Origin of the sequence: Stappia indica (assembly GCF_020177335.1) — a bacterium.
Taxonomy (GTDB): domain Bacteria; phylum Pseudomonadota; class Alphaproteobacteria; order Rhizobiales; family Stappiaceae; genus Stappia; species Stappia indica_B.
The window spans coordinates 114,049-132,228 of record NZ_JAIVMG010000014.1 but is presented as its reverse complement, the minus strand read 5'-3'; the positions used below and the strand labels follow the sequence as shown (position 1 = coordinate 132,228).

At 62.0% G+C, this 18,180-nt stretch carries 17 protein-coding genes, 2 tRNA genes and 2 pseudogenes; 15 read left to right on the top strand and 6 right to left on the bottom strand.

Annotation, left to right across the window (positions count from 1 at the left end):
• The 5 genes from LC062_RS17810 to LC062_RS17790 all read left to right on the top strand — a co-directional run.
• On the top strand, positions 1 to 282 hold a 282-nt coding region (locus LC062_RS17810; RefSeq protein WP_224912363.1), incomplete at its 5' end, for a hypothetical protein.
• Positions 283 to 324: 42 nt separating this feature from the next.
• A complete protein-coding gene (locus LC062_RS17805) occupies positions 325 to 801 on the top strand; it encodes an RNA-binding S4 domain-containing protein (RefSeq protein WP_224912362.1) in 477 nt (158 codons plus the stop codon).
• Between the two features lie 265 nt (positions 802 to 1,066).
• Entirely contained in the window at positions 1,067 to 1,405 is a 339-nt protein-coding gene (gene fdxA / locus LC062_RS17800; protein ID WP_224912361.1) for a ferredoxin FdxA, read from the top strand.
• A 381-nt stretch (positions 1,406 to 1,786) separates the two neighbouring features.
• Positions 1,787 to 2,362, top strand: a complete 576-nt coding sequence (locus LC062_RS17795; RefSeq protein WP_224912360.1) for a CarD family transcriptional regulator — start codon at positions 1,787 to 1,789, stop codon at positions 2,360 to 2,362.
• 400 nt (positions 2,363 to 2,762) lie between these two features.
• Positions 2,763 to 3,632, top strand: a complete 870-nt coding sequence (locus LC062_RS17790; RefSeq protein WP_224912359.1) for an RNA polymerase factor sigma-32 — start codon at positions 2,763 to 2,765, stop codon at positions 3,630 to 3,632.
• A gap of 80 nt (positions 3,633 to 3,712) precedes the next feature.
• Here the strand turns inward: LC062_RS17790 and LC062_RS17785 are convergent.
• Together LC062_RS17785 and LC062_RS17780 are read right to left on the bottom strand one after the other, a co-directional pair.
• Positions 3,713 to 3,797: transfer RNA gene (locus tag LC062_RS17785), tRNA-OTHER, on the bottom strand.
• A 98-nt stretch (positions 3,798 to 3,895) separates the two neighbouring features.
• Positions 3,896 to 4,123: pseudogene (locus tag LC062_RS17780) on the bottom strand (integrase core domain-containing protein); the annotation flags it as partial.
• A gap of 612 nt (positions 4,124 to 4,735) precedes the next feature.
• Here LC062_RS17780 and LC062_RS17775 point away from each other — a divergent pair.
• The 9 genes and pseudogenes from LC062_RS17775 to LC062_RS21585 all read left to right on the top strand — a co-directional run.
• Positions 4,736 to 5,620 (top strand): NAD(P)-dependent oxidoreductase, encoded by an 885-nt coding sequence (locus LC062_RS17775; RefSeq protein WP_224912358.1) that lies wholly within the window; start codon positions 4,736 to 4,738, stop codon positions 5,618 to 5,620.
• Between the two features lie 40 nt (positions 5,621 to 5,660).
• Positions 5,661 to 6,092 carry a carboxymuconolactone decarboxylase family protein gene (locus LC062_RS17770; RefSeq protein WP_224912357.1) on the top strand — a complete coding sequence of 144 codons (432 nt, stop codon included), beginning with the start codon at positions 5,661 to 5,663 and terminating at the stop codon, positions 6,090 to 6,092.
• 27 nt (positions 6,093 to 6,119) lie between these two features.
• The gene (locus LC062_RS17765) at positions 6,120 to 7,595 is read left to right on the top strand and encodes an NAD-dependent succinate-semialdehyde dehydrogenase (protein ID WP_224912356.1); all 1,476 of its coding nucleotides are present in this window, start codon (positions 6,120 to 6,122) and stop codon (positions 7,593 to 7,595) included.
• A gap of 42 nt (positions 7,596 to 7,637) precedes the next feature.
• Positions 7,638 to 9,254 (top strand): GMC family oxidoreductase, encoded by a 1,617-nt coding sequence (locus LC062_RS17760; protein ID WP_224912355.1) that lies wholly within the window; start codon positions 7,638 to 7,640, stop codon positions 9,252 to 9,254.
• 33 nt (positions 9,255 to 9,287) lie between these two features.
• Positions 9,288 to 10,331, top strand: coding sequence for a TRAP transporter substrate-binding protein (locus LC062_RS17755; RefSeq protein WP_224912354.1), 1,044 nt, complete (start codon positions 9,288 to 9,290; stop codon positions 10,329 to 10,331).
• 12 nt (positions 10,332 to 10,343) lie between these two features.
• Entirely contained in the window at positions 10,344 to 10,922 is a 579-nt protein-coding gene (locus LC062_RS17750; RefSeq protein WP_224912353.1) for a TRAP transporter small permease subunit, read from the top strand.
• Entirely contained in the window at positions 10,919 to 12,265 is a 1,347-nt protein-coding gene (locus LC062_RS17745; RefSeq protein WP_224912352.1) for a TRAP transporter large permease, read from the top strand. Before LC062_RS17750 ends, LC062_RS17745 begins: the two co-directional genes overlap by 4 nt.
• Positions 12,266 to 12,334: 69 nt before the next feature.
• Positions 12,335 to 13,021: a GntR family transcriptional regulator gene (locus LC062_RS17740; RefSeq protein WP_224912351.1), complete on the top strand. Its 687-nt coding sequence runs from the start codon at positions 12,335 to 12,337 to the stop codon at positions 13,019 to 13,021.
• Positions 13,022 to 13,295: 274 nt separating this feature from the next.
• Positions 13,296 to 13,565 (top strand): annotated as a pseudogene (locus LC062_RS21585) (integrase core domain-containing protein); the annotation flags it as partial.
• A gap of 194 nt (positions 13,566 to 13,759) precedes the next feature.
• Here LC062_RS21585 and LC062_RS17730 read toward each other — a convergent pair.
• Positions 13,760 to 13,836, bottom strand: a tRNA-Arg gene (locus tag LC062_RS17730).
• 240 nt (positions 13,837 to 14,076) lie between these two features.
• On the opposite strand from LC062_RS17730, the gene blaOXA reads away from it, so the two are divergent.
• A complete protein-coding gene (gene blaOXA / locus LC062_RS17725) occupies positions 14,077 to 14,916 on the top strand; it encodes a class D beta-lactamase (protein WP_224912350.1) in 840 nt (279 codons plus the stop codon).
• 23 nt (positions 14,917 to 14,939) lie between these two features.
• On the opposite strand, the gene LC062_RS17720 is transcribed toward blaOXA, so the two are convergent.
• From LC062_RS17720 to LC062_RS17710, 3 genes are read right to left on the bottom strand one after another with little or no spacing between them, the layout of a single operon-like run.
• Positions 14,940 to 15,650: a TetR/AcrR family transcriptional regulator gene (locus LC062_RS17720; RefSeq protein ID WP_224912349.1), complete on the bottom strand. Its 711-nt coding sequence runs from the start codon at positions 15,648 to 15,650 to the stop codon at positions 14,940 to 14,942.
• A gap of 1 nt (position 15,651) precedes the next feature.
• Entirely contained in the window at positions 15,652 to 17,337 is a 1,686-nt protein-coding gene (locus LC062_RS17715) for a class I adenylate-forming enzyme family protein (RefSeq protein ID WP_224912348.1), read from the bottom strand.
• 28 nt (positions 17,338 to 17,365) lie between these two features.
• A complete protein-coding gene (locus LC062_RS17710; protein ID WP_224912347.1) occupies positions 17,366 to 18,148 on the bottom strand; it encodes an SDR family NAD(P)-dependent oxidoreductase in 783 nt (260 codons plus the stop codon).
• Positions 18,149 to 18,180: the final 32 nt, after the last annotated feature.

Here is an 18,180-nt window from a genome sequence, read left to right as displayed (position 1 = left end):
GGCGATGAGGCGGCGGCCGGTCGGCGTGAGGGCCGGCGCGGTGGTCGCGGGCGCAGCGGCGAGGGCGCGGCGGATCGTCGCCCCGGTGGCAAGCCGAAGGGCAAGGGGCGCTCCTTTGCCGATGGCGGCAAGCGCCGGGATGGCGCTGGCGGCGGCAAGCCGGGGGCTTCGCACAAGTCCGCTCCGGCACCGCGCAAGCAGGCGCTCGACCCTGATTCGCCCTTCGCCAAGCTTGCGGCGCTGAAGGCGGATCTGGAGAAGAAGCCCCGCGACAAGACTTGAGGCGGGCTGGCCGGGCGCCGGATTTCGGCGGACGATAGGCGCATGAGCGACGACGAGGGAAAGCCGGAAAGCCTGTCGGGCGCGGTTCAGCGGATCGACAAGTGGCTGTGGTATGCGCGGGTGGTGAAGTCGCGCAGCCTGGCGCAGAAGCTCGTCGGCGGCGGCCATGTCCGGCTGAACCGGGACAAGGTGACCGCGCCGGCCAAACCCGTGCGGCCGGGGGATGTGCTGACCATTGCCGTGGCGCGTCGGGTGCTGGTGCTGAAGGTGCTGGCGCCGGGCGAGCGGCGGGGACCGGCGCCGGAGGCGCGCCGTCTTTATGAGGATCTGACCCCGGCGCCGGAAGGCGATCCTGCTTCGGGCGAGACATCGTCTCCGGAGGGCAAAGCGGCCGGGGATGTTCTGCCTGGCGCGCGCATGGCGGGTCCGGAGCGGCGGGATCCGGGCAGCGGGCGGCCGACCAAACGGGCACGGCGGCAGATGGATCGCCTGCGCGGCGGCGGCCCCGATGAGGGGTGACCGGCGGGTCTGATCCCGAGGGCTGACCGGGCGTGGGTCCCGGCCGCACCGGATCAGGCAGGAAAATCTTCTCCTGCGGCTACCATATGCAGCAATTTCCTAACTTGAAGGTCATCGGTAAACCCGTTAGGCAGTCTCCAAGAGGAGATCAGTGCCCTCGGGTTCCCGGCCTTGCGGTGGTGACGGCGGATCCTTCAGGCGATGCGAATGCGGCGCTGGCGTGGGGAGCGGCCTCCCTGGACGGCGGTCCGATGAAAGGATTACGATGACCTATATCGTCACGGACAATTGCATCAAGTGCAAGTACACGGACTGCGTGGAAGTGTGCCCGGTGGATTGTTTCTATGAAGGCGAGAACATGCTCGTCATTCATCCTGACGAATGCATCGACTGCGGTGTGTGCGAACCGGAGTGCCCGGCCGATGCGATCAAGCCCGATACCGAGCCGGGTCTTGAGAAGTGGCTGGAGATCAACACCGAATACGCGACCAAATGGCCGAATATCACGGTCAAGAAGGAGCCGATGCCGGACGCGGATGCCATGGACGGGCAGCCCGGCAAGTTCGAGAAGTTCTTCTCGGCGGAGCCTGGCGCGGGCGATTGACGCCGGAACGGCGGATTTTCGGGGGGGCGTTGCAACCGGGTTCCTGTCCGGTTCGCGCCCCCGTTCGCGTTGATATTTTGAAATCCACAGTTTTTGTGATAGTATTCCTACATAGCTGACGTGAAGCTCGTCTCCTCCTCCGGATGGAGGTTTTTTTTATGGCCGCATTTCTGTTTCGGCGTTCCGGCGCGGGAAAGCGGTTTTCCTTCCTGACCAATTCGGGATGGGCGTATTCGGTCGGCTGATCAGCGAATAGCGGGCGTTTGCGACGCTGGGAAACCAGATGCCGGCAAGCGCGCGCATCTCCGTAAGGCGGGGCGAAGTCGATGGTCGCCCCTTTCGGTCCGGTGGACCGCAACTGCGCAGGAGTAGCAAGAGCGTATGGCGACAACTGTAAAGAAAACCGCGCAGAGACAGGGATTCAAGACGGGCGAGCACATCGTCTATCCGGCGCATGGGGTTGGACAGATCACCGCAATCGAGGAGCAGAATGTCGCAGGCTATGCCCTGGAACTTCTGGTGATCAATTTCGAACAGGACAAGATGACGCTGCGGGTGCCGGTCGCCAAGATCGCCTCCGTTGGCATGCGCAAGCTGTCGGATGCAGCGGCGGTCAAGAAGTCGTTGGAGACCGTTCGCGGCCGGCCGCGCATCAAGCGCACCATGTGGAGCCGCCGCGCCCAGGAGTATGAGGCCAAGATCAACTCCGGGGATCTGATCGCCATCGCCGAGGTGGTGCGCGATCTGTATCGTTCGGAGAGCCAGCCGGAGCAGTCCTATTCCGAACGGCAGCTCTATGAAGCGGCTCTCGACCGGATGTCGCGAGAGATCGCGGCGGTCAACAAGAGCTCGGAAACCGAAGCGATTCGGCAGATCGAGCAGAACCTGGCCAAGTCCGTGGGGCGCAAGCCCGCAGCCGAGGCCGAAGGCGATGGCGCACAGGAAGAGGCCGCCTGATCCGCCACTTCGTTCCGTTTTCGAAAAAGCCCGGCCTCCGCGCCGGGCTTTTTTGTGGGCTTGGGGCGAACGAAAATGATGATGTCCGGCTTCCTGATCAGGAAAACTGATTTCGGCACACGATAACTTGTATTGGTGCTGATCGGGCGTTGGGCGCATTGTGGGGGCAACGAGTTGATCCGGTTGCCTTGACGCTGGTTGGCGCCACCCCGTTTCGCGAGGCCTCCCCCTCCCGAAACGGAGGATGTTCGTTCTGGAGCCGGATCCGGGCGGCGCGTTGTTGCGCGGCCGCCATACGGTGGCGAGCCTGTCCAAAGGATTTGCGGGAACCGGAGTGCGGTGAACCGAAGGGCGGGTCGCCACGTAGACTTGCCGAGCGCAACGCGCGGAGGAACCCATCATGAGCTACCTCTCAGGAGACCGTCGGCAGCTGGTTCGGGCGGCGATGAACGCGCCCTATCTGAGCCGCGAGGAAGAGCACGAACTGGCGCTGAAATGGCGCTACGAGGACGATCAGGCCGCCCTTGACCGGCTGAGCCTGGCTCATATGCGCCTGGTGATCGCCGTCGCCGCCAAGTATCGCAACTTCGGCCTGTCGATGGCCGATCTCATCCAGGAGGGGCATATTGGTCTGCTGGAAGCCGCCTCGAGGTTCGAGCCGGAGCGGGAGGTGCGCTTTTCCACCTATGCGACCTGGTGGATCCGCGCCTCGATCCAGGACTACATTCTGCGCAACTGGTCGATCGTGCGCGGCGGAACCTCCTCGACGCAGAAGGCGCTGTTTTTCAACCTGCGCCGCCTGCGGGCCAAGCTGACCAGCGGCACCACCCAGATCACGGAGACGGAACTGGTTGCCAAGATTGCCGACGTGATGGGGGTGAAGGCGGCGGATGTAGCGACCATGAGCGCGCGCCTTTCCGGGCCCGATACGTCTTTGAACGTGCCGGTGATGGAGAGCGATGGCTCGGGCGCCGACCGGCAGGACTTCCTGGTATCGGAGGAGCCGCTGCCGGAGGAAACCGTGGGGGCGGTGATCGACACCGAACGGCGCGCCCGCTGGTTGGAGAGCGCGCTCGGGGTGTTGAGCGAGCGGGAACTCAGGATCGTGCGCGAACGCCGGCTCACCGAGGATGGAGCGACGCTGGAGGCGCTGGGGCAGAAGCTCGGCATCTCCAAGGAGCGCGTGCGGCAGATCGAAAGCCGCGCTCTGGAAAAGCTGCGCGAGGCGCTGCTCAAGGTCCAGCCGGACAAGCTGTCCTATTGCGGCTGAGCGCCTCCGGACGGTAGCGGTTCACCGCCACGGAAGTTACGATTTGTTGGGTGCGGGGGAGGTCTCTCGCACTCGAATAATGGTGATCCCGGCAGGATTCGAACCTGCGACCCTCAGATGAGGAATCTGAGGAGAAATATTTTTGCGCCTATCTCAGCAAAATACGTTTCCGAAAAAACGAAAAACAGCCATGTAATCATATTAACACTGACGTGCCCCCCGTCTTTGGATCGGCCCGAACCGGAACTTCCGGGGTATCTGGCTCAGGTGGCGGACGGCGCCGATGAGCCTTTCATGAGCGATATAGACGGCTTGTTGCCGATTGCGCTGTGCGGGCGGACATTGCTGTAGTCCTTACGCCATTCCTCCATCTTCGGGCGGGCGTCGTCAAGCGTCAGGAAACAGTGCGCATTGAGGCGCTCCGTCCTGAACTTGCCGTTGAAGGACACCACGAAGCCGTTCTGCATCGGCTTGCCGGGAGCGATGTAGTGCTAGTTGATCTCCCGGTCCTAGAACCATCGCCGGCGGCGCTCCGCCCACGTGGTCACGTCGTTATGCTGCTTGGTCATATGACTACTCCTCGTGCTGCGACTCGGACTGACAGTCTTCAGCGGACGCCAGCAAGACGGATTTCGCCTGAGGGGGCGTTTCATCTGTCCGTTATTTCTCCCCTATCGCCACCGTGACATGCGCATTCCTTGAACGGTATCCCGGCCGGCATCGGAATGAATTCAGGGTGCGGTTCTATCAAGCGGCGGCTGCCGGTCTGCGGTCTCCCAATCCTTTGCTAATTTTACCTGGGTCGTTGTCGGAGAAGGACCGCCAGCCGGCAAGGCAGCCTCCTAAGCATCGCGGTTTGGGTTGTTCCGGCACAGGCACGCTGCGGTCTTGCGGCAGTTTACCTGTGAGTGGCGCCTCATCATCGGAAAAAACGCCGATGTGTCTAGGCGGTTACGTGTGCTGCCCGTGTCTGCTGGGGCGCGAAGGGGGTGGTCTGCGCTTGCTCTTTATTGGTGGGGCGCAACGAATTTTCGTAATAATCATATTGACAGATTGTCTGACAATCTGAGATATCCATTTCCCATGGTGAAGGGAGACGCACTTTGAACAAACTCAAGACGGTAGCATTTGTTGGGCTTGGAAAGATGGGCGTGCCCATGGCACAGCGTCTAATGGATGCTGGGTACGACGTGATCGGCGTTGATGCGTCCGAGGCCGGCTGCGGGGCATTCGAGGCTGTTGGAGGTCGGGCCACGACCAGTCCGACCGATGCTGTCCAGTCGGCCGACATCGTCGTCACCATGCTTCCGAACGGTAAAGTCGTGGCGGATGTCGTGCACAGGATTGTGTCGGAGATCGAAGGCCGCGGCGTTCTTGTCGTGGACATGTCCTCTTCTGCACCGGCCGACACACGTGCTCTGGCAGATGCTCTCCCCGAGACGGTCTCTTTGATCGACGCGCCGGTCTCGGGCGGTGTAAAGCGTGCCGTTTCCGGTGATCTGACTATCATGGCGGGTGGTGCCAAGGATGATCTGTCCCGCGCCATGCCCATGCTCGACGTGCTGGGGAACCAGGTCATCCACTGCGGGCCGATTGCCAGTGGCCACGCCGTGAAGGCGATCAACAACTTTGTCTCGGCGTCGGGGCTTGTCGCTGCGGTCGAGGCGTTGCAGCTCGCACGCGCCTTCGGGGTCGAGGGCGACACGCTGGTGGACGCTCTGAACGGTTCGTCGGGGCAGAACAACGCGACCTTGGTGAAGATGAAGCCTTTCGTCCTGTCCGAAACCTTCGGGTCGGGGTTCGCTGCCGGGTTGATGGCGAAGGATATCGGGATCGCCGCTGACCTCTCGCGTGATCTCGGTCTTGATCTCGATCTCTTGCAGCGGATGGAGCGTTTGTGGGCGGAGGCCGTGGAGGCATTGGGAGGCGATGCCGACCATACGCGGATTGCCGAATATGTCAGCGCTCATAGCCGCGCGAAAGCCTGATCCCCCTTAGCCAAACAATTCTCTGCGATAGGAAAAGAACATGGATAGAAAACAAGACGCTGCCCTCGAGCCTTACGCCGGCCTGCTTGGCGAGAAATTCGAAAAGGGCCTGGAAACGCGTCGCAGCGTTCTCGGGGACGACTACGTCAGCAAGTCGATCAGTTCGATCTCCGAGTTCAATTTTCCGATCCAGAAGCTTACCACTGAATACTGCTGGAACGAGATCTGGAACCGACCGGGGCTGTCCCACCGCGATCGCTCATTGCTGAATCTGGGAATGATCTCGGCGCTCAATCGTCCTCACGAACTGCGGACGCATGTCATCGGCGCATTGAACAACGGCATCTCGCCTGCGGAACTGACGGAAATTTTCCTGCAGGTTGCGGTCTATTGCGGCATGCCCGCCGGTCTCGATTCCTTTCGCATCGCCAAATCTGTCCTCGATGAGCAAGTCCAGTCCGCCGACGACTAGGTCGGCGAAACGTTGGTGGGATGAGTCATGAGCTATACATTCAAGGGGGTGTCCCCCTCTCCCGAATTGCTGCGCGACACGGCGTTCATCGCGGGCGACTGGGTAAGTGCGGCGGATGGAAGGACCTTTGCAGTAACGGATCCGTCTTGCGGCGAGATCATCCGTCACGTGCCGGATCTGTCGCGTGAGGACACGCGCAAGGCCATCGATGCAGCTCATGCCGCTCAAAAACTGTGGGCTGACGAGACGGCAGAAACGCGCGCCGACGTTTTGCGGCGTTTCCACGACCTGGTCATGAAGCATCAGGAAGATCTCGCCCGGATCCTCACTGCGGAAATGGGCAAGCCATTGCAGGAAGCTCGTGGCGAGATTACCTATGGGGCGTCCTATCTGCTGTGGTTTGCCGAAGAGGCGCGACGGGTCTACGGGGATACCATTCCGGCGCATCGCAAGGACGCGCGGATCATGGTCCTGCGACAGCCAGTTGGTGTTGTCGCTGCAATCACGCCCTGGAACTTTCCTTCGGCAATGCCGTGTCGAAAGTTCGCGCCGGCACTGGCTGCGGGCTGTGCGGTTGTCTTCAAGCCCGCGATGGAAACGCCCTTGTCCGCGCTGGCGCTGGCGGCGCTGGGAGAGCGGGCTGGTTTGCCGCGGGGGGTGTTGAGCGTCATCACGACATCGGACAGTCGCGCCTTCGGTGCGGAGGTTTGCGAGAATCCGCTGGTCAGCAAGCTGACTTTCACCGGGTCGACGCAAGTCGGACGGCTTTTGATGGCGCAGGCCGCTCCCAAGATCATGAAGCTCAGTATGGAGTTGGGCGGAAACGCGCCGTTCATCGTCTTCGACGATGCGGATGTCGATGCCGCGGTGGACGGGTGTATTCAGTCGAAGTTCCGGAACAATGGCCAGACCTGCGTCTGTACCAATCGTATCTATGTGCAAGACGGCGTCCACGACGTTTTCGTGGAAAAGCTGACGGAGGCGGTCGCTCGGCTGAATGTCGGGTCGGGTATGGATCCCCGGACGGATCTCGGGCCACTCATAAGCGAGGCTGCTTGCGACAAGTTTGAAACCCACATCGCGGACGCAGTGGAGAAAGGCGCGCGTATTCTGACCGGTGCGCCAACCCGTTTGCCACAGGGCACCTTTGTGCAGCCGACCGTTTTGTCCGGCCTTTCCTCCGACATGCTGGTTGCCACGGAAGAAACCTTCGCGCCGCTCGCTCCGGTGTTTCGCTTCTCCGATGAAGACGAAGTTGTGCGCATGGCCAACGATACGGAGTTCGGCCTCGCCTCGTATTTCTATGCGAACAACCTCAACCGGGTCTGGCGTGTGGCGGAACGGCTCGCGTTCGGAATGGTCGGTGTGAACACCGGCTTGATCTCGACCGCAGTGGCTCCGTTCGGCGGTATCAAGCAGTCAGGTTTCGGGAAAGAGGGGTCAAAATATGGTCTCGATGACTTCTTGACGATGAAATACGTCTGCCTCGGTGGCATCGCATGACCCGGCGCAATGGTGATTGTCTCTCGGGCGCAGAGGCGCGCGATGGCTGACCAGTTCGACTATGTCATCGTCGGTGCCGGTACCGCCGGCTGTCTCCTGACCGAGCGGCTGAGTGCGGCGGGTCACTCGGTCTGTCTGCTCGAAGCCGGCCCAAGGGATCTGAATCCCTTGATCCACATTCCCGCCGGTTACATCAAGAATGTCTACTCTAGGCGTTTGACGTGGAACTTCTTGTCCGAACCGGGCGACGGCGTGGGCGGGCGGAGTTTCTCCTTGCCGCAGGGGCGCGTCCTGGGCGGGTCGAGTTCGATCAACGGGCTCAACTATGTCCGAGGTCAGGCGCGGGACTATGACGACTGGGCCGAGGCGGGAAATCCAGGTTGGTCGTATGAGGAAATCCTGCCGTACTTCCGCAAGACGGAGTGTCGGAAAGGCGAGGGCGATCCCAGATATCGCGGTCGCGACGGGGAGATTCCCGTCACCGATCTCGATTGGCATCATCCCGTCAGCGAAGCGCTGATCGCGGCTGCCGAAAACCTGCAGATACCGCGCAATCCAGATTACAATGGTGCCTCACAGGAAGGCGCGGGCTATTTTCAGCGCACAATCCACAAGGGGTGGCGGTTCAGTTCGGCCAGAGCCTTTTTGTCAAAGGCGCGCGGGCGTCGGCATGTATCCATCAGGACGTCCTGTCAGGTCACGGGCATCCTGATCGAGGAGGGCCGGGCGCAGGGCGTTTATTATCGCAAGGGCGGGCCGCGCGGCGAGACGAGAACTCTCAAAGCGCGCCGCGAGGTCATCCTTTCGGCCGGTGCCCTCAATACGCCGAAGATTGCCCAACTGTCGGGGATCGGTCCCGAGCAGTTGTTGAAATCCCGCGGGATAACGCCGGTTCACGCCCTGCCGGGTGTGGGACGCAATCTGCGCGATCACTATGCGGTCCGGATGGTGTCTCAGGTCAAGGGCGCTCGCACGATAAACGAGTTGGTTCGCGGGCCGGCTCTCGCGGTACAGATTGCGCGTTGGGTGCTGGGTAAACCCAATCTCCTGGCTGTCAGTCCGTCGCTGGTTCACATCTTTTGCCGCTCGAGTGCCGCATTGCCGCGTCCCGATCTGGAGTTCGCCTGTTCTCCGGCCAGCTTCCGGGAAGGCGTCGTCGGTCTTCTGGACAAACATCCGGGCCTGACGCTCGGGCTGTGGCAGCAGCGGCCGGAAAGCCTCGGTTTCGTGGAAATCAGGTCCGCTGATCCTTTCGACGCGCCGGCTATCCAGCCCAACTATCTCACCCATGAGACGGACCAGGCGTCGTTGCTTGGCGGGATGCGGATTGCCCAAGCCCTGTTCAGGACGCAGCCGCTGTCCGGCTTCATTGCGCGCGAGACCTCGCCGGAGGCGACGTTGGAGAGGGATGACGAACTGCTCGACTTCGCGCGCCAAAAGGGAACCACGGTCTACCACATGATCGGAACAATGCGCATGGGGCCGAAAGACGCTTCGGGAAGCGTTGTAGACCACCGCTTGCGCATGCACGGATTGGAGGGCCTGCGTGTCGCCGACGCGTCGGTCATGCCCTCCATGCCATCCGCGAACACCAATGCCTCGACGCTGATGATCGCGGAAAAGGCTGCCGGCATGATCCTCGAAGAGGCGCGGACATAGTCGGCAAAATAATCAACTACAGGAGGAAGAAGCATGAAGTTTCACGGACTCAAGGCCACTGCTGTGAGTGCATTCGTCATCGCGCAGGCCATTGCGACCGGTGCGGTCGCAGAAAAGCTTATGGTTGCGAGCACATTTGCCAAGAACGCGCCCTACATCGGTGTCAGTGCCGAGAAGCTCGCCGAGAACGTCGCGCTTGCGACCGGCGGAGCTGTCGAGCTTGAGGTTCATGGCGCCGGCGAACTGGTCCCGCCGCTCGAGGTGCTCAATTCGGTCAGCTCGGGCGCAATTCCGGCCGGTTACGACTTCGTCGGCTACTGGGGCGGCACAATTCCGGTCGCCGCGCTCGCGGGATCGATGCCGTTCGGTCCGACGCCGGACCTCTTTGCCGGGTGGATGTGGGAAGGCGGTGGCCTTGAAATCGTTCAGAAGGCCTATGACCCGCTCAACGTCAAGTTTTTGCCGTGCCACGTTTCTCCTCCCGAACCGGGCGGATGGTTCAATACCGAGCTCAAGTCGGTTGAGGACCTCAAGGGTCTCAAGATGAGAATTTCCGGCCTTGGCGGAAAGGTTCTGAACGAGGTCGGTGCATCCGCGCAGCTCATTCCCGGCGGCGAAATCTACGTCGCTCTTGAGCGTGGCCGAATTGATGCGACGGAGTATTCGGTGCCGGAGGTCGACTCAGCGCTCGGCTTCCCGGATGTCGCGAAGTACTATTATTTTCCCGGCTGGCACCAGCCGAGCAGCTTTCAGTCTCTCCTGATCAATATGGATGTCTGGAACGGCTTCGACAAAATCGTGCAGCAGCAGGTTCTTCTGGGCTGTCGTGCGACGGTCTTCTGGTCGATCGCAGCCGCGCCGCAGCCGCAAGGCCGTCAGATCGAGAAGTTCCGCGCCGAGGGCGTTGAAACCAAGCGTTTTCCGGATGAGGTGCTGTCAGAACTCAAGGCGGCGTCAGACAAGGTCATCAAGGAATTGGTAGCCGAAGATCCGCTCGTGGCCGAAGCCTATGAATCGCTGCAGGCCTATCTGGCGGAAGCGAAGATCTGGACCGACCTTCAGACTTTTCCCGAGTGATCGGTGAGACCGGTGTTGCTTGATCGGATAGAGAAAGCGGGGCGCGTGCTGTCTTTGGCAGCCGCGTTCCCCGGTCGCGTCGCGGCATGGTTGATCCTGCCGATGATAGGGGCTGTGCTGTTTTCGGTCGTCGCATCGAAAATGCGGTGGGGGAAATTCGGGTCGTGGACCGCGGATCTGCCGGTTTTCGGGACTGAATTCACCGCCATTGGATTGGCCGAGCTGCAGTGGCATCTGTTTGCGATGCTGGTCATGCTTTGCCTCGCTTATGCCGTTGAAGAACGGCGGCATGTGCGTGTGGACATGATCTACGCCAGCCTTCCCGATCGCCTCAAACTGGTCGTTGAGCTGATCGGCGGACTTCTCCTGCTGCTGCCGTTCTGCACGGTGATCGGCTGGATCAGCTTCGGCTTCGTCGAGTTTTCGTTTCGCACTGGCGAAGGATCGGACTACGGCGGGCTGCAGGATCGCTATCTGATCAAGGCCGTTCTGCCGGTCGGTCTGTTCCTGCTGGGACTATCGGGTCTTGGCCAGGTGTTGACGACGCTTTCCGCGCTGTTCAGGCCCGGGCCACAGGGAACAATGAAATGAGTGAGTTCATCGTACCGATCATGATGATCGCGGCGTTGATTTTCGGTATCTTCTCGGGATATCCGGTTGCGTTCGTTCTTGCCGGTGTCGGAATTCTGTTCGGGCTCTTGAGCGACATTCCGTTCGTCTATTTGAACACGGTCGTGTCGAAGATGTTTTCCGCGACGCTGACCAACTGGCTGCTGATGGCGGTGCCCCTCTTCGTCTTCATGGGGCTTATGCTCGAGAGATCGGATATCGCGAAAAACCTGTTGCTCGCACTCGAGCGGCTGTTCGCAGGGATGCGTGGCGGATTGGCCGTTGCGGTCACGTTGGTCGGTATCGTCATGGCTGCCAGTACCGGTATTGTCGGCGCATCCGTCGTGATGCTCGGACTGATGGCAACCCCGGTCATGATGAAGAGCCGCTACAGCCCCGCGCTTGCCGCGGGCACGGTTTGCTCGGCGGGGACCCTGGGCATCCTGATCCCGCCGTCGATCATGCTGGTGCTCCTCGGAGATATTCTGCAGATCTCGGTCGGAGACCTCTTCCTGGCCGCCGCCCTGCCCGGTGTGATGCTCGGCGGACTTTATCTGCTGTACATTCTGGTCGTGAGCAATGTCTTGAAGGATGTCGCGCCGGCCTATGATGCCGACGTGGAGGGTGATACGGACAGCAATGTCTGGATGGATCTTATCAAGAATCTTGTTGCGCCGGTGCTTCTCATTGTCGGTGTTTTGGGTTCCATCCTTGCAGGTATCGCCACGCCGACGGAAGCTGCCGCCATCGGAGCAGCGGGCGCCATGCTCCTAGCTTTGGCGCTTGGCAAACTGACGTGGGAGGTGCTGCGCGACTGCGTGAAGGAAACCGCACTGACGACCGCAATGATCATCGCGATCGCGCTGACCGCAGCCGTGTTCACGGCTGTGTTTACCGGCGTGGGCGGGCACGACATGATCGAACTCGGACTGAATGCGGTGACGACCAGCCCGTACGCAACTCTTGGCATCATCATGCTGGTGATTTTCGTGTTGGGCTTTTTCCTTGAATGGATCGAAATCAGCTATGTGGTGCTTCCGATTCTGGCGCCCATCGTGTCCGGACTGGATTTCGGTTTCGATTCTTCCGGAACCACGGTTCTCTGGTTCGCGGTCCTGATCGCGGTCAACATGCAGACTTCTTTTCTGACACCGCCCTTCGGATACTCCCTCTTCTACCTCAGGGGTATCGCTCCGCCCGAGATGACAATCGGGGAAATTTACAAGGGCATCGTGCCGTTTGTAGTGCTGCAGTTGCTCGGGCTCGGGTTGTGCGTTTTGTTCCCGCAGATCATATTGTATCTGCCTGAAGCGTTGGGCAGATAGGTGGTGACTGATTTTGAAGAAACGATCAGGGACAGTGGTCGATGGTCCCTACACCGGTGACAACCGATCATGAATGACAAAATGGATCTCAGGATCCCGAAGAAAAGTGCGACCTTGCGGTCGATGGTCGAAGAACATCTCCGCCGCGCCATAGCGACGGGGATGTTCAAGCCAGGCGACCGTCTGATCGAACGTGAACTCTGCGAGATGCTGGACGTCAGCCGTACTTCGTTGCGCGAAGCAATCCGACAACTCGAGGCTGAGGGCGTCGTCACCAGCTTGCCGCACCGCGGACCTGTCGTGAGCACTCTCGATGCAAGCGAGGTTGCTCAGCTCTACAGGATGCGCGAGCTGCTTGAAGGCTATTGCGGTCGCGAATTCGCCCGCACAGGAACCGAGGAGGAGATCGAACAGCTCAAGGCTGCCGCAGAAAGCTTTGCGACCGCTGCCGAAAACCTGGGTGCCGATGGGCTGATCGAGGAAAAAACGCGTTTCTACAGCTATTTGATGGCAGGAAGTCGCAACAAGTTCGTGCAGGAAAGCCTTTTGCGATTGCAGAACAGGATCATTTTCCTGCGCATGTCGTCGATGAGTCAGCCAGGACGTCTGGAGCAAAGTATTTCGGAGATCCGCGAAATCGTTTCCGCCATCGCGGCACGAGATCCGGATCGGGCAGAAGCGGCCTGTGTCCTGCATATTCGCAATGCGGCGAAATCCTGTCTCAAGGCCTTTCCGAGGGACGAGGGTACACCCTGATAGCAATTTTATGGCGTGGTCCGGGGCTTTCCCAACGATCATGCCGACTCTTGTTGGGAAGATAGGTCTCAGGAGGTGCTGTAGTATCGCGCTCGTCGACCGTAGGACTCTCCATGGCAAGCAACATGTCGCGAAATGAGGTTGGTCGCCACCCGTGGGTGATCCACGCGGCTTTTAGCGGCGGCCGGCCGAGGCGCTGATTAGCGAATCTTCTAGGGCGTCAGTTCGTTGGCGAGAAAGAGTGCCATCAGGAGGATACCCGTACTTTCGGAAGATGTGTTATTGTCCGGCGTCTGATCCCCGGCTCACCTACTGCGGCGAGGAGGTGGTCGAGCCGTTGGAACGGGTGTGCGGCAAGATCGGCTATCCCAAGACGGTCACGGTCGACAACGGGAACGAGTTCACCTCCCGCGACGTTGATCTCTGGGCGTGTGCGAACGATGTCACACTCGACTTCTCGCGGCCGGGCAAACCAACGGACAATGGCTTCATCGAAGCCTTCAATAGCGAGTTCCAGACGGAATGCCTCAACGTCCATTGGCTCCACACCGTTGCGGATGCCCGCGAAGAGATGGAGGATTGGCGTCGATACTACAATGCCGCCAAAAACGGCGAAATTCCGCCGTTTGGTGATCGTCATCATCACGATTGTGATCTGACGCTCCGTGATGTGAGTGTGATATCGGCGCGTGATCTGGAAAAGATTGATTTTCAAGCGTTTGAAAATAAACAAGAAAATGGTGATCCCGGCAGGATTCGAACCTGCGACCCTCAGATTAGGAATCTGATGCTCTATCCTGCTGAGCTACGGGACCTTGCGACAGCCGCTCTCCGACGTTGATAACAAACCCCGGCGAAAAATCAATTTTCAATCCGCGAGTCGCGCCCGCTTTCCTCCGATCCCGGATGGGCACGCGGCGCCGACGGGGCGTGTCGTGGTGGCCCCGGATTGCCCGCCGAGGTCTTGCCGACGGCGGGGCGTCACGCGATAGTTGTCGCCCGTCTTTGCGCAGCCTCGTGCGCCATGCCGCGTGCGCCCCGAACAGGATCCCGACATGAGAGCTTTTCCCCGCACCGCCCTTGCCCTGCTGATCGGTCTGTCGGGGGTGGCCGCGATGACGCCGGGGGTGCGCGCCAAGACCCTGTGCACGGTGATTGCCGATGCGGGTGATGGCCGCATTCTGCTGCAGGAGGGGGAGGCGTGCGGCGCGCGGGTTACGCCGGCCTCGACCTTCAAGATCCCCCTCAGCCTGATGGGCTTCGATGCCGGCTTTCTTCAGGATGAGACGGCGCCAAAGCTTCCCTATCGCGAGGGCTATGTCGCCTGGGGCGGCAAGGCCTGGACCCAGCCGACGGATCCGGCCCGCTGGATGCGCTATTCGGTCGTCTGGTTCTCGCAGCAGATCACCGGCTTTCTCGGCGCCGAGCGGCTGCACCGCTATGCGGCCGCGTTCGAATATGGCAACGCGGACCTCTCCGGCGATCCGGGCAAGGACAACGGGCTGGAGCGGTCCTGGATCGCCTCCTCGCTGACGATCTCGCCACTGGAACAGATCGCCTTTCTGGACAAGCTGGTCAATCGACGGCTTCCGGTCTCCGCCCAGGCGATGGAGATGACCCGGCGGATCGTTCAGCCTGCCGAGCCAGGCGATGGCTGGGCGCTCAAGGGCAAGACCGGCGGCGCCTTTCCGCGCCGGAAGGATGGCAGCTTCGACCGGGCGCGCGGTTGGGGCTGGTACGTGGGCTGGGCGGAAAAGGACGGGCGGACGCTGGTGTTCGCCCGACTGGCGCAGGATGAGACACGGCAGAAGGGCTCGCCCGGCATCCGCGCGCGCAAGGCACTGCTGGCGAACTGGCCGGCGCTGGCGGCACGGGCGCTGGCGCCGGGGCAGTAGCGCCGTTCGCCCGACTTCGGGGGCTATCGGTGCGGCCGGGCCGGGGCGCGAAAGCCCGCCTCGGCGAAGGAGACGATGCGCTCCAGCACCGGTTCATACTGGGAAATGTCGCAGATCCCCTCGGAGATATGCTCCAGCCGCTGCAGATCGGTGATGGTGTAATGCAGGGTGCCGAGGGTGAAATGCAGGCGCCAGTGGATTTCCTCGGCGCTCAACTCCGGCAGGACCTTTTGCAGGTAGGGGATGAAGCGGCGCAGATGGCCGACATCCCGGTAGAACAGGTCGTAGAGCGGTGAGGCGCGGTCGACCTGGCAGCGGATCAGGAACTGGATGAAGAGGCCGCGCCCGCCCGGGTCGAAGGACCAGCGGATGCCGGGGCCAAGCAGGGCGGTCAGCACCTCGCGCAGCGGCACGATGCCGGTTTCCGAGCGCGCCTCTGCCTCTTGCAGAAGCTGGGCCCGTTCGCGATTGAGATCCCGCGCCCGGCGCAGGAACACCGCCTTGAACAGCCCCTCCTTGCTGCCGAAGTGATAATTGACTGCCGCCAGCGCCACATTGGCCTCGGTGGTGATCTCCCTGAGGGACACGGAGGCGAAGCTGCGGCGGGCGAACAGGCTTTCGGCGACCTCGATGATGCGGGTGCGGGTCTCGGCGGCGCGCAGCTGACCACTGTCCTGCCGCCGAGGCTCGTCATCGAAGGCGATCGCCTCGGTCCATTCGGGCTCTTTCGTCATCTCAGGCTCTTTTCCCTTCAAAGACCCTGGCCTTTTCGGCCAGCGGGGCCTTGAGCACCTTGCCGTTCGGGTTGCGCGGCAGGGGCTCGGCGCCGACCAGATAGAAATCCGGCTGCTTGTAGTCGGCCAGGGTCGCGGTCGCATGGCGGCGCAGCGCGGCCTCGTCCGTCTCGCCGGGCCGGCAGGTGACGAAGACGCAGACCCGCTCGCCCATCACCGGATCGGCCACCGGTACGGCCGCGCATTCCACCACACCTTCAAGCGCCACCAGTGCGTTTTCCACCTCGGCGCTGAAGACCTTGTAGCCGCCCTTGTTGATCATGTCCTTCTTGCGGTCGTGGATATAGAGGTAGCCCTCGGCGTCCATGCTGACAACATCGCCGGTGCGCCAGTATCCGTCGATGAAGGCGCGGGCGGTCTGCTCCGGATCCGCCCAGTAGCCGGGCACGACCATCGGACCGCGCACCCACAGTTCGCCGCTTTCCCCGCGCGCCACTTCCTTGCCGGCGTCGTCCATCACCACCGCCTCGGCGCATTGCACCAGAAGGCCGACGCTGGCCGGCCGGTCGCGGCTGGCAAAGGCGGGCATGATCGATACCGGCGAGGTGGTTTCCGTCGCGCCATAGGCGTTGATCAGCCGCAGGTCCGGCAACACCTCGCCGAGCCGCTGCACGGTGGCCGGCGGCATGATGCCGCCGCCGAAGATGCCGGTGCGCCAGGCGCCGAAGGCGCTGGCATCGAAATCGGCATGCATCAGGATCAACTGGTAGATCGAGGGTACGAAGACGGTGAAGGTGATCGCCTCGCGCTTCATCACCTCCAGCACCTCGGCGGTGCGGTAGTCCGGCAGGATCACCGTGGCGCCGGCGACCGACAGCATGTTGGTGTAAAGCGCCATGAAGCCGGAAATATGTGCGCCGGGGATGGCCAGCAGGCCGCGCTGGCCCGGTTTCAGGTCGATGGCATAGGCGTATTGCAGGGCGGAATGGACGATGTTGATATTGGCGATCCGCGCGCCCTTGGGCTTGCCGGTCGTACCGGAAGTGTAAAACAGGAAGATGGTGTCATCCTCACTGCCGACCGGCGGCGGAGGTGCGTCATCGGCCGCGAGCAACTCGGGGAAAGCGGTCATGCCGGCGGGGGCGGCCTCGGTGGTCTCGCCATCGCCGGCCACCCAGATGTGGCGCAAGGAGGGGCACTCGGCGGCGGGCGGGATGCGGGGCAGGATGTCCCTGCCGGTGATCAGTGCCGCTGCCTGGCAGTGGTTGAGGATGTAGCCGGTTTCCGGCGCGCTCATCTTGACGCTCATGGGCACGGCAATCGCCCCCATGCGGACCGCGCCCATGATGGCGAAAAAGAAGTCGATGCCATTGCCGAGCATGATGCCGACCCGCTCGCCGGGAGAGATCCCGGCGGCGGTGAGCCCGTTGGCGACCCGGCTGACGGCCGCGTCGAATTCTGCATAGCTCAGGCGCTCATCGCCACAGACCAGCGCTTCGTTGCCGCCAAAGTCGCGGGCGGCGTTGCGCAACAGATCGTCGAACCGCTGCGGACGGCGGTCGAGGCAGGCAAACAGCCGGTGGCCGAAGTGACACTCCCGGCGGGTGGTGTTGACGGTTTCGGGGACGACGAAACGCTCGCCGGCAATCGACGGGGCGTAGGCTTCGGTATGCTGGGTACTCTGCATGGTCGGGTCTCCTCCCTCGGGTGCCGGATCAGCGCGGCGGCAGGCGAATGCCGCCGTCGAGCCGGATCACTTCGCCGTTGAGCAGGTGATTTTCGATGATCGCCATCACCAGTCCGGCGAATTCCGCCGGTGTGCCGAGCCGGTCGGGGAAGGGCGGGCGCAGGGCGGTGACCACATCGCGGGACCGGTCCGGCATGCCGTGTACCATCGGCGTTGAGAACACGCCCGGGGCGATGGCCATGACGCGGATGCCGTATTTTCCGAGTTCGCGGGCAAGCGGCAGCGTCATGGCGGCAACACCGCCCTTGGAGGCGGAATAGGCGGCCTGGCCGACCATGCCGTCGAAGGCGGCGACCGAACTGGTGTTGACGATCACGCCGCGTTCGCCATCCGCATCCGGCTCCGCGCCCTGCATCTGCCGGGCGGCGAGGCGGATGAAATTGAAGGTGCCGATCAGATTGACCTCCAGCACCTTGCGGAATTCGTCGAGCGGCATGGGGCCGTCCGGGCGCAAGGTGGCACCGGGCGCGGCGATGCCGGCGCAGTTGACCAGAATCCGCGCGGCGCCCCAGCGCGCCGCATGGTCGGCGAACAGGCGTTCGGCGCCTTCGGCGTGGGAGACATCGCACGCGGCGGTCTCGATACCCTCATGGGGCAGCGCGGCGCGCAGCGCCTCGGCATCGAGATCGACGGCGGTGACCCGGTAGTCCGCCTGATGCAGCTTGAGGGCGGTCGCCTGGCCGAGCCCCGATGCCGCACCGGTGACGATGGCCGAAGCCCCGTCATCCGAAAAACTGAATGATCGTTCCATTTATTTCCTCCCAAAATCGATAGGGTGTTTCT